Below are 11207 nucleotides of genomic sequence, written 5' to 3'. Positions count from 1 at the left end.
AAACCCAAAAAACCTAAAATTCCACAACTCTAGAATCCGAGGCTGGATAACAAATCGTCCACATCGTCCTGACCGGACACAACGTCTTCTCGTTTATCGGCATGAATCTGCGGACCTTCACCCTGCGAGAGATGTTTTTGTGGATCTTTTTCTGCAAGCATCGCGGCGCGGTCATGTTCGATGCCCGCAAAGCGGTCGACCTGACTGGCCATGAGGACGAGTTTGAGCAAATTGCTTTCGACTTCGGTGACCAGTTGGGTCACACGCTTGATCACCTGACCGGTCAGGTCCTGGTAATCCTGGGCCAGCAGGATGTCGTTGAGATTGCTCGACACCGCACGGTTGTCCGTGCTGCTGCGTGACAGAAAACCGTCGACCCGGCGCGCCAGCTCGCGGAACTCTTCAGCCCCGACCTCGCGTCGCATGAAGCGACCCCAATCGGCGCTCAAGGTCTGCGCTTCATCAGCCAGACTGTTGACCACCGGCGTGGCGCTTTCCACCAGATCCATGGTGCGGTTGGCCGCGGCCTCTGTCAGCTTGACCACATAGCCCAGGCGTTCGGTGGCGTCGGTGATTTGCGACACTTCCTCGGCCTGCGGCATGTTCGGATCGATCTGGAAGTTGACGATCGCACTGTGCAGTTCACGTGTGAGCTTGCCGACTTCCTGGTACAGGCCACGGTCACGGGTCTGATTGAGCTCATGGATCAGTTGCACAGCGTCGCCGAACCTGCCTTTTTCAAGGCTTTCGACCAGTTCGACCGCGTGTTTTTTCAGGGTCGACTCGAAATCGCCCTGTGAAGATTCGTTATGCTCCATAGCTCCCCCGCGCGTTCATCAGCCGATGCGTTCGAAAATCTTCTCGATTTTGTCTTTCAACGCCTGAGCCGTGAAAGGTTTGACTACGTAGCCGTTTACACCGGCCTGAGCGGCTTCAATGATCTGCTCGCGCTTGGCTTCTGCAGTCACCATCAGCACTGGCAGGTGCTTGAGTTTTTCATCGGCACGCACGTGGCGCAGCAGGTCGATACCGGTCATGCCCGGCATGTTCCAGTCCGTTACCAGAAAGTCGATGCTTCCGCTGTTGAGCACTGGAATGGCAGTCACGCCATCGTCAGCCTCGACGGTGTTGGTGAACCCAAGATCACGCAGCAGGTTCTTGATGATCCGCCGCATCGTTGAGAAGTCATCAACGATGAGGATTTTCATGTCTTTGTTCAATTCGACCTCCAAGCAGTCTTAAACGCGCCCAGCACCTGGACGCGCCACTTCAATCAATCGGCGCAGCACTCGAAGACTGTCTGGAGCACAACAGAGCAAGACCGGTGCCGTTCATCACCGCACCAGCCTCGTTCGCAGTGTCCCCACACTGCCTTCAGCGCGCTCGCCACTCCCCCAAACGCCCCCGCAAACGGGCCGCGCACTGGCTGTGTAACTGGCTGACCCGCGATTCACTGACGCCAAGGACTTCACCGATCTCCTTGAGGTTCAGCTCTTCGTCGTAGTACAGCGCCAACACCAGTCGCTCACGCTCCGGCAAATTGGCAATCGCGTCCGCCAACGCTGCCTGGAAACGTTCATCTTCCAGATCGCGTGACGGCTCCATATGAGCACTCGCGCCATCCTCGTGCAGCCCTTCGTGTTCGCCGTCCTGCAACAGGTCGTCGAAACTGAACAGGCGACTGCCCAAGGTGTCATTCAAAATCCCGTAGTAATCGTCGAGACTCAATTGGAGTTCGGCCGCAACCTCGTGATCTTTAGCATCACGGCCGGTTTTAGCTTCAATTGAGCGAATCGCGTCGCTGACCATACGGGTATTGCGGTGAACCGAGCGTGGCGCCCAGTCCCCTTTGCGCACTTCGTCGAGCATCGCACCGCGGATTCGTATGCCCGCGTACGTTTCGAAACTGGCGCCTTTGCTGGCGTCGTATTTGGTCGAGACTTCAAGCAGGCCGATCATCCCGGCCTGGATCAGGTCTTCGACCTGCACACTCGCCGGCAAGCGCGCCAGCAAGTGGTAGGCAATGCGTTTGACCAGTGGCGCGTAACGCTCGATCAACTCGTACTGCGCGTCACGTGCCGACTTCTTGTAGTAGTTCATACCGCTTGCGGTCATAGCACGGGCCCTGCCGTTTGCTGCACGAGGCGCTCGACGAAAAACTCAAGATGGCCACGCGGGTTGGCGGGCAGCGGCCAGGTGTCGACCTTCTGCGCGATCGCCTTGAACGCCAGCGCGCACTTGGAACGCGGAAAGGCTTCGTACACCGCGCGCTGCTTCTGCACCGCTTTACGCACGCTTTCGTCGTAAGGCACGGCGCCGACGTATTGTAGGGCCACGTCAAGAAAGCGATCCGTGACCTTGGTCAACTTGGCGAACAGGTTGCGCCCTTCCTGCGGGCTCTGCGCCATGTTGGCGAGGACGCGGAAGCGGTTCATGCCGTAATCGCGGTTGAGCAGTTTGATCAGCGCGTAAGCGTCAGTGATCGAGGTCGGCTCATCGCAGACCACCAGCAACACTTCTTGCGCGGCGCGAACAAAACTGACTACCGAGTCACCAATACCCGCAGCAGTGTCGATCACCAGTACATCGAGATTGTCACCGATGTCGCTGAACGCCTGAATCAGGCCGGCATGTTGCGCCGGGCTCAGGTGCACCATGCTTTGCGTGCCGGACGCCGCCGGCACGATGCGAATGCCACCGGGGCCTTGCAACAGCACGTCGCGCAGCTCGCACCGGCCTTCGATGACGTCGGCCAGCGTGCGTTTAGGGGTCAGCCCCAACAATACGTCAACGTTCGCCAGACCCAGGTCGGCGTCCAGCAGCATGACCCGACGGCCAAGCTCTGCCAGCGCCAGCGACAAGTTCACTGACACGTTAGTCTTGCCGACGCCACCTTTGCCGCCGGTCACCGCGATCACCTGTACGGGATGCATGCTGCCCATGTTATTTCTTTACCTTGTCTTGCATAGACGGAGGCCACATTACTGGCTGCGCGTTCACAACCGGAACAATGCATGGCAGACCATCGATGTAGGTACAAAAACTGTTCATGAATACCTCAGCCTACCTGCTTGGTCGGGCTGTGATAGATATCAGCGAACATGTCAGCCATGGCTTCTTCGCTGGGTTCTTCCTGCATTTGCACGCTGACGGCGCGGCTGACCAGTTGATGACGGCGCGGCAGATGCAAATCATCCGGAATCCGTGGGCCATCGGTCAGGTACGCGACCGGCAATTCATGACTGATCGCCAGGCTCAACACTTCGCCAAGGCTGGCCGTTTCATCCAGTTTAGTCAGGATGCAGCCGGCAAGCCCGCAACGCTTGTAACTGTGATAAGCGGCGGTTAGAACCTGTTTCTGGCTGGTGGTTGCCAAGACCAGATAATTTTTTGAACGAATGCCACGCCCGGCCAGACTTTCCAGCTGCATGCGCAGGGCCGGATCGCTGGCTTGCAGGCCGGCAGTATCGATCAACACCACGCGTTTGCGCAGCAGTGGATCCAGCGCTTGCACCAGCGATTGGCCCGGATCGACGTGGGTCACTGGCACATTGAGAATGCGGCCCAGCGTCTTCAGTTGTTCCTGAGCGCCGATACGGAAACTGTCCATGCTCACCAGCGCGACATTCTGCGCGCCGTATTTGAGCACGTAACGCGCGGCAAGCTTGGCGAGTGTAGTGGTCTTGCCCATGCCGGCAGGGCCGACCATGGCAATCACCCCGCCCTCTTCCAACGGCTCGACTTCCGGTACGGCAATCATCCGTGCCAGGTGCGCGAGCAACATGCGCCAGGCCTGACGCGGTTCTTCGATATCGGTGATCATCGCCAGCAGATCGCGCGACAACGGGCCGGACAGACCGATACGTTGCAGACGGCGATACAGGTTGGCTTGCGCCGGACGGCTGCCTTGCAGCTGATTCCAGGCCAGGGTGCCGAGCTGAACTTCCATCAGCTCGCGCAGGCTGTTCAATTCAAAGCGCATCGAATCCAGTGCACGCGGATCGACACCGCCGGAGGACTGTGCAGGTGCCGGGGCCGGACGCGCCGGAGCGGCGTAAGTCGGCTCGGTCAGCGGTTCAGCGGCGGTCAGCGGCAGGCCAGCCGTCAACGGCAAGCCGGCAAAGATCTGGCGATTGCTATTGCCATCGGCTTCGCCACGCAGGCTCAACTCGGCCTGAGCGGTGACGATGCGCGACTGGGTCTTGCGCAGCTCGTCCTCGAGTTCCATGTTCGGAACCCGTGGCGCCAGCGCCGACAATTTGTAATCCAGTGCCGCCGTCAGCTCGACGCCGCCGGCAATGCGGCGGTTGCCAATGATGGCGGCATCAGCGCCCAGCTCATCACGAACCAGCTTCATGGCCTGACGCATATCGGCGGCAAAGAAACGCTTAACTTGCATAAACCACTACCTCAGCCGTTGGGCCCTACTGTCGCAACGATGGTCACTTGCTTGTTGTCCGGTATTTCCTGGTAGGCCAGCACATGCAATCCAGGGACTGCGAGGCGGCCAAAGCGCGAGAGCATCGCGCGGATCGGGCCGGCTACCAAGAGGATCACCGGCTGACCTTGCATTTCCTGACGCTGCGCCGCTTCGATGAGCGAACGCTGCAGCTTCTCGGCCATGCTTGGCTCCAGCAGAACACCCTCTTCCGAGCCTTGTCCTGCCTTCTGCAGACTATTGAGCAATATTTGTTCCAACCTTGGTTCCAAGGTGATCACAGGCAGCTCGGACTCAGTGCCTACAATGCTTTGGACGATGGCGCGCGATACGCCGACCCGCACAGCAGCCACCAGCGCGGCGGTATCTTGACTCTTCGCGGCGTTGTTGGCGATGGCTTCGGCGATGCTGCGGATATCGCGCACCGGCACATGTTCGGCAAGCAGCGCTTGCAGCACTTTGAGCAGCTGCGACAACGTGACCACGCCCGGCACCAGCTCTTCTGCCAGTTTCGGCGAGCTTTTGGCCAGCAATTGCATAAGTTGCTGCACTTCTTCGTGGCCGATCAGCTCACTGGAGTGCTTGTACAGAATCTGGTTCAAGTGGGTCGCGACCACGGTGCTGGCGTCGACCACGGTGTAACCGAGCGATTGTGCCTGGGCGCGCTGGCTGATTTCGATCCATACCGCCTCGAGGCCGAAAGCCGGATCTTTGGCGTTGATACCGTTGAGCGTGCCGTAGACCTGGCCTGGGTTGATCGCCAGTTCGCGGTCCGGGTAGATCTCGGCTTCGGCGAGGATCACGCCCATCAGGGTCAGGCGATAGGCGCTTGGCGCCAGATCGAGGTTGTCGCGGATGTGCACGGTAGGCATCAGGAAGCCCAGATCCTGCGAGAGCTTCTTGCGCACGCCCTTGATCCGCGCCAGCAATTGCCCGCCCTGGTTGCGATCCACCAGCGGAATCAGGCGATAACCGACTTCCAGACCGATCATGTCGATCGGCGTCACGTCGTCCCAGCCCAGCTCTTTGGTTTCCATGGCGCGGGCCGGCGACGGCAGCAAATCCTGCTGGCGCTTGACCTCTTCCAACGCCACGACTTTAGCGACGTTCTGCTTTTTCCAGAAAAGGTACGCGCCGCCAGCGGCCAGCGCAGCCATGCTCAGGAACGAGAAGTGCGGCATGCCCGGCACCAGGCCCATGACCGCCATCAACCCGGCGGCCACCGCCAGCGCTTTGGGCGAGGCGAACATCTGGCGATTGATCTGCTTGCCCATGTCTTCCGAACCGGAAGCACGGGTCACCATGATCGCCGCCGCTGTTGATAACAACAGTGATGGCAATTGCGCCACCAAACCGTCACCAATGGTCAGCAAGGCGTAAACCTTGCCGGCATCGCCGAAGCTCATGTTGTGCTGGAAGATACCGACAGCCATACCGCCGATGAGGTTGATGAACAGAATCAGCAGGCCGGCAATGGCGTCACCACGGACGAATTTGCTGGCACCGTCCATCGAACCGTAGAACTCGGCCTCTTGGGCGACTTCCTGACGGCGCATCTTGGCTTGGTTCTGGTCGATCAGACCGGCGTTAAGGTCGGCGTCGATCGCCATTTGTTTGCCGGGCATCGCATCGAGAGTAAAGCGCGCGCTCACCTCGGAAATCCGTCCGGCACCCTTGGTGACCACGACGAAGTTGATGATCATGAGGATCGCGAAGACCACGATACCGACCACGTAGTTACCGCCGATCACCACCTCACCGAAGGCCTGAATCACCTTACCGGCAGCGGCGTGGCCGTCCTGACCGTGGAGCATCACCACCCGCGTCGAGGCCACGTTCAACGCCAGCCGCAACAGCGTCGCGACCAACAGAATCGTCGGGAACACGGCGAAATCCAGCGGCCGCAGCGCATACACGCAGACCAGCAGGACGACGATCGACAGGGCAATGTTGAAGGTGAAGAACACGTCGAGCAGGAACGGCGGCACCGGCAACATCATCATCGCCAGCATGACCAGCAGCAACAACGGCACGCCCAGATTGCCTCGACTGAGGTCGGCAACGTTTGTGCGAGCAGTGTTGAATAACTGAGAGCGATCCACCGGTTTTCCCCGTTCCTTTAAAGCAAACTTTTGACGCCCAGAGCGGGCTCACGGCGGGTACTGCAAGAAGCTTTCCAACTTTGACCGGGGAGAGAAAACATGACCAATGTAGACCTTCGCCTGCTCGCGGTAGCGGTTTGTCTGGTTCGAATTGATCGACTGAAAAATCCTCATTGCGAGCAGGCGAAGGCCTACAGGGGATTGCATTCCAGATGTCAGATTGAAATGCATTCCAAAATGTGGGAGCGAGCCTGCTCGCGAAGGGGCCCTTATGTCCGGCACAAATTTTTCGATTTAAACGAAGCTGTTTAAAAGACACCTGCAGACACGGTCTCAAGGCTACAAATCCTTGCGCCATTGCCTACAGCCAAGCCAGAATCCGCCGGCTTGTGCGCCTTGGGGTCGGGTTCTATTGTGGTCCGGTCGCTGACGAATCAGCGATCGGGTCTCGCAGCCCGTCGATCTCTGGACGCACAACACCCGCTTTTTTTATGGCGGCTGTACGTGGGAGACCTTCGGGTCTGCCGGTTCTAGAGTCCCGGTCTGCGACCCGCGTATAGCTGCCACCTTCATTCGTCTCGCAGCGAACGTTGGCAGCTCCAATGACTCTAGGAGCAGTCGCAGCGCAGGACGCTGCTGGGGATTGCGCAACTGATCATGCTGGGCGAGTTGGCGGTGAATCGGGTGATGGATAATCTGGAATTGCCGAATTAACGCCTGACTACCGTGCAGAAAATCGTTCCCGTACTATGCGCGGGAACGATCCACAGTGATGGCTCCAGAACGGCTTGCCCCGCCCGGAAAGCCGCTGAAAGCGTTGATCGCCGCCACTTTCAGCCATGACGCCTATCTGACTACGTCGGGAAATACCCCATTGCCCGAGAGCGAGTCGCCCCATCAGATAAAAACACGTTGCGACTGCCCATGGCCCCGTTGCTCACCAGCAACGAATGTTCGATTGCATACAAGTGCGGGTATGAAAGATTGACCGACACAAACCGCCCGTAATACAAGCCCCGCCCGCCATAGATGGGCGTCACGTCAACAAAGTTGTTATGCAAAATCCCCCATCCCATGGGTTGTCCACTGTTGTCCATACTAACGGCACCGAACTGCCTGAACCAGGCGCCGGCCTCGGCTGCAGTCATGAAGGTATTGTTCAATATCAGCCGGTAGACATTCATCACCCGCACCGGATAAGAAACCTGGTTTTCATCGGCATCCGTCACAGTGATAGTGGTTGATTGATTACTTAGCCCCGACACTTTGCCATTGGCATCGACCGATGCTATGCCCGCATTGGCTGAACGATAGGTGTAAGGCGGCCGCCCGCCCGTTGGAACGCGCACTTGCACATTGTTGACAACCTCGCGCTCGCGTAATCCATACGCTGTGCCGCCCAACAGTTTCCAGCCATTCAAAAGCATCGTTTGCGTATCAATTGCCAGTTTTTCTGTGACTTTGACGGTATACCGCGCCACAGGAAGCACCAATGCCGTGTCCTCATCATCCGTGCTTTTCAGTGCTATTTTGCAGGTCAACGCACATCCAGAAAGATCCTTCAGAGAGTAGAACCAGCTTCGCGCCGCCTTGACGCTGATGCCTTGAGTCACTTCTTCGGCAGTCAACGCGGTACCGGGGCGCAATACCAACGGCTCAACGCCCTCGCTGCTGACCATGATCCAGACGCGCTGCCCGACCTCGGCAATCGGCAGCGGCGGCTTGACCACACATGTGAGGTCAGTCTGGATGATTCTCAGATCGATCAGCGGTACAGCACCGGCTTCGACGATATGCGGCCGAGTCAGGACGGGATCACCGTCACTGATTGTCTTGACCGTCAACATCAACGGCCTGGACTGGATCGTCTTGCCATTTCTGATCAGCTCGTAAAGGACTTCAACCAGTTTTCCCAGATTTTCCGCAATGAATGAAGGCCGCAGCACAAAGAATGCAACGTTGTCAGCATTCAACGGTAGAGGAGCAAACGTCGGCGAACCCTCCCCCGGCGCCCCTTTGACCAGCAAACGCACTTGATCACCCGGGCGCGGACTGGCCACATGGACTCGCGCTCGGGCACCGTCATTATTTTCCAGCGGGTCAAGTACGCCATCAGGCGCACGGCGTACAGTTGGCGGCTGCAACGACTGCGCCGGATCGCCGATATACAACTCGAGCAACGCGGATGATTGCGGCAGTTCGTCTGGCCGCTCGATCCACCAGAGCACACTGAAAAACTGCTCCCGATAGAACTTGATAGCTTCGCCGTCCAGCCAAAATTCCAGATCTTTGTCTGCCCGGGTTTGATCAATCGGCAACTTGTCCCGAAAAACTACCCCGCCCGCATCGCCCCGCCCCTCCACATGCACCACATCGCCCAGGCGGGTATACGAAGCTGCTGCAACCTGAATATCCGTTCCGTACGGCACATGCGCAGGATTGAGCACACCATCAATGGCGCTAATGACCACCGGCGCAGGCAAGACAGGTTTGAAATCGTCTACACGTGCATACAGCTTTTCCGATACCAACGCAGGATTCAACGTGGCATGGCTGACCTCATACGAGACACCGACCGACCCTCGGATCAATGGAGCGATGTTGTTGCCAGTGACATTAAAGGCAATGGCCTGCCCTACCAACCGGTCGCTGACGTCGCGATACGTCTGATACAGGTGCGGGCGTCCGGAAGCACTGGTCCCCATCCAAGTCAATGTGACTCTGAAACCCTTTTTGATCCGGTCATCGGGACCGCACAACACCACGGTCTGACTTAGCGCAGGATCCAGAGTGCCGCCCACCAGATCCGTCATCCACGGCGCCGGCAGTCGCAACGTCTTTCCTTGCAAGGTGAAAATATAGATCTCTGAACGATCCGGCTCCCCCTCATCTTTGATGCGCCGGTAATCCACTTGCACCTGCCCGGACGCACTGGCAAGCACTATCGGATTGGGAATTTTGAAAGACTGAATCCCGATACGAGTAATCGATTGCTCTTCATTGTGCTCGACCACCTCTCCGCTTTGCGCCGTAGCCGTCCATTGAAGCCGGAGTTTTTGCCCCTTCACAAAACCAGTGCGCGTAATGATCTGAACTTCCAGGTCGTCGAATCCAACCTCATCAAGGCTGACCAGATCTTCATCGGCGAGAGGAACGAATACCGGATCGAGCCAGTTTTTGTCTGGATCGCTGATGACGGTCGTACGCTCCGAAAAGTCGCTGACGTTCTCTACCTGATCTTCGATCTGATAGACCACCACCGCCGGATTTGCGGGGCCCGCATCCCGGATATTCTCTGGCGAAATGAAAACACTGATCTCTTTTCCGACCTCGCTTTCCAGCACCGTGTAGGGCGTGACAGCAATGCCGTGGAAACAGAGTTTCAACTTGTCCCCTTTGGTCATGAAGGGCCAGGGAGGGATAACCGCCGTGACGCCCTCGGCAGCCACTTCCTCGTCAATGACCTGCCCGGGCTTCAACTGAAGTCGAGCCGGCTTGAGTCGTTGATGGCCGGGCAAGTCCGGCTCGGGATCGTTGCCACCCGGCGGATCGATCTTGAACCAGACTTCGATCTGCGCCCCCTCAGGGGGCTGACCGCTTTTGCGCAGAATCTCGTAGCGCAAGGTATGCACGCCGGCCGGAACCAGCTTCGCAGCGATGTGCATCACCACATCGAGATTACCGTGGTCAGCAGGCAGCACCGACGTGTCAACCAAATTCTCACCGACGTACAGTCGAATGGTGTCGCCTTCGGCCATATTCAGATAGGCCTGTACCAGCACCCGAAGTCCGTTGGCACTCGTATAAAGCATGGGGCGGTTAGCCCCCACTTGCGCCGGCGGAAAATCGATACCTGTGAACTGCCCGGGGATATTGGCCGGGAACAACGAAAAAAGCCCCATACCTCCGTTGGAGTCAAAAGGGGTTATGTCATGTTGCGTATCGTCGATATCGTCCTCAATCGGCATCACCATCAAACCAATCATCGCCCTGCTCCTGAAAAATTCCGTAGCGGTTTGCCAAGGATCTGCAGAGGCCATTGAAAACCTCACGACAACATTCGACCACTGTCAGAACTAACAGGTGCGCGGGTTTTTCAGACAAACGGCGCTGACACCCGAGGAGGAAAATACAATCTGGCGGATGCGCACAGGGGGACGGATTTATTTAACCAGTGAGCGGGGCTTGATCGAGATTTTTCTGCTGACCGGGATGGCCCATTCGCGAGCAAGCTCGCTCCCACTGGGAAATGCATTCCAAATGTGGGAGCGAGCTTGCTCGCGAAGGGGCCAGTGAAGTCAGCGCAAATCGCCTTTTAAACTCAGGCGTTTAAAAGACACCTCCAGACACGCCTTCCAGGCTACAAATTCTTGCGCCATTGCCTACAGCTACGCCAGAATCCGCCGGCTTGTGCGCTTTGGGGGCGGGTTCTATTGTGGGTCGGTCGCTGACGAATCAGCGATCGGGTTTAGCGACTCGAACTCAAGTCAAAGGTGCATCAGCGTTCCAGGCTTCGTTGCGGATCTGTATTTTCGCGATTTCGTCATGGTGGCTGTATGCGGGAGACCCTCGGGTCTGCCGGGTGCCTTTGACCGGTTCGCTAACCTGCGTACAGCCGCCACCTCTCCTGTTTAGCGACAGGTTGTCGCGGCTCCACCTCAAAGGAG

Annotated in this window: 7 protein-coding genes and 1 pseudogene; 1 reads left to right on the top strand and 7 read right to left on the bottom strand. The window is 57.9% G+C overall.

The genetic code is table 11. The features are described 5' to 3' along the window. Window positions 1–29: 29 nt before the first annotated feature. From LOY43_RS08030 to flhA, 6 genes are all read right to left on the bottom strand, one after another. Entirely contained in the window at window positions 30–818 is a 789-nt protein-coding gene (locus LOY43_RS08030) for a protein phosphatase CheZ (protein WP_007920000.1), read from the bottom strand. Window positions 819–836: 18 nt separating this feature from the next. Further along, window positions 837–1208 (bottom strand): chemotaxis response regulator CheY, encoded by a 372-nt coding sequence (locus LOY43_RS08025; protein WP_161986607.1) that lies wholly within the window; start codon window positions 1206–1208, stop codon window positions 837–839. Between the two features lie 166 nt (window positions 1209–1374). Continuing rightward, window positions 1375–2115 carry an RNA polymerase sigma factor FliA gene (gene fliA, locus LOY43_RS08020; protein ID WP_093439777.1) on the bottom strand — a complete coding sequence of 247 codons (741 nt, stop codon included), beginning with the start codon at window positions 2113–2115 and terminating at the stop codon, window positions 1375–1377. Further along, a complete protein-coding gene (gene fleN, locus LOY43_RS08015) occupies window positions 2112–2942 on the bottom strand; it encodes a flagellar synthesis regulator FleN (RefSeq protein WP_003222917.1) in 831 nt (276 codons plus the stop codon). Before fleN ends, fliA begins: the two co-directional genes overlap by 4 nt. A gap of 116 nt (window positions 2943–3058) precedes the next feature. Then, complete coding sequence (gene flhF / locus LOY43_RS08010) at window positions 3059–4399, bottom strand: flagellar biosynthesis protein FlhF (protein WP_007920012.1); 1341 nt, start codon at window positions 4397–4399, stop codon at window positions 3059–3061. Between the two features lie 11 nt (window positions 4400–4410). Continuing rightward, window positions 4411–6540, bottom strand: a complete 2130-nt coding sequence (flhA, locus tag LOY43_RS08005; protein WP_093439768.1) for a flagellar biosynthesis protein FlhA — start codon at window positions 6538–6540, stop codon at window positions 4411–4413. 618 nt (window positions 6541–7158) lie between these two features. Between flhA and LOY43_RS28815 the strand changes: the two are divergent. After that, window positions 7159–7254, top strand: a pseudogene (locus tag LOY43_RS28815) (DUF6124 family protein); the annotation flags it as partial. A gap of 140 nt (window positions 7255–7394) precedes the next feature. Here the strand turns inward: LOY43_RS28815 and LOY43_RS08000 are convergent. Further along, window positions 7395–10526 carry an Ig-like domain-containing protein gene (locus LOY43_RS08000; RefSeq protein WP_258709438.1) on the bottom strand — a complete coding sequence of 1044 codons (3132 nt, stop codon included), beginning with the start codon at window positions 10524–10526 and terminating at the stop codon, window positions 7395–7397. Window positions 10527–11207 lie beyond the last annotated feature (681 nt).

Origin of the sequence: Pseudomonas sp. B21-041 (assembly GCF_024748675.1) — a bacterium.
In the GTDB taxonomy this organism is placed as follows: domain Bacteria; phylum Pseudomonadota; class Gammaproteobacteria; order Pseudomonadales; family Pseudomonadaceae; genus Aquipseudomonas; species Aquipseudomonas neuropathica.
Note: the sequence above shows the minus strand (reverse complement) of the source record. Positions and strands in the feature narration are given on the sequence as shown.

Coding starts and splice junctions, on each gene's coding strand:
- flhF (WP_007920012.1), bottom strand. CDS start 4,399: ATGCAAGTTAAGCGTTTCTTTGCCGCCGATATGCGTCAGGCCATGAAG.
- fleN (WP_003222917.1), bottom strand. CDS start 2,942: ATGGGCAGCATGCATCCCGTACAGGTGATCGCGGTGACCGGCGGCAAA.
- LOY43_RS08025 (WP_161986607.1), bottom strand. CDS start 1,208: ATGAAAATCCTCATCGTTGATGACTTCTCAACGATGCGGCGGATCATC.
- LOY43_RS08030 (WP_007920000.1), bottom strand. CDS start 818: ATGGAGCATAACGAATCTTCACAGGGCGATTTCGAGTCGACCCTGAAA.
- fliA (WP_093439777.1), bottom strand. CDS start 2,115: ATGACCGCAAGCGGTATGAACTACTACAAGAAGTCGGCACGTGACGCG.
- LOY43_RS08000 (WP_258709438.1), bottom strand. CDS start 10,526: ATGATTGGTTTGATGGTGATGCCGATTGAGGACGATATCGACGATACG.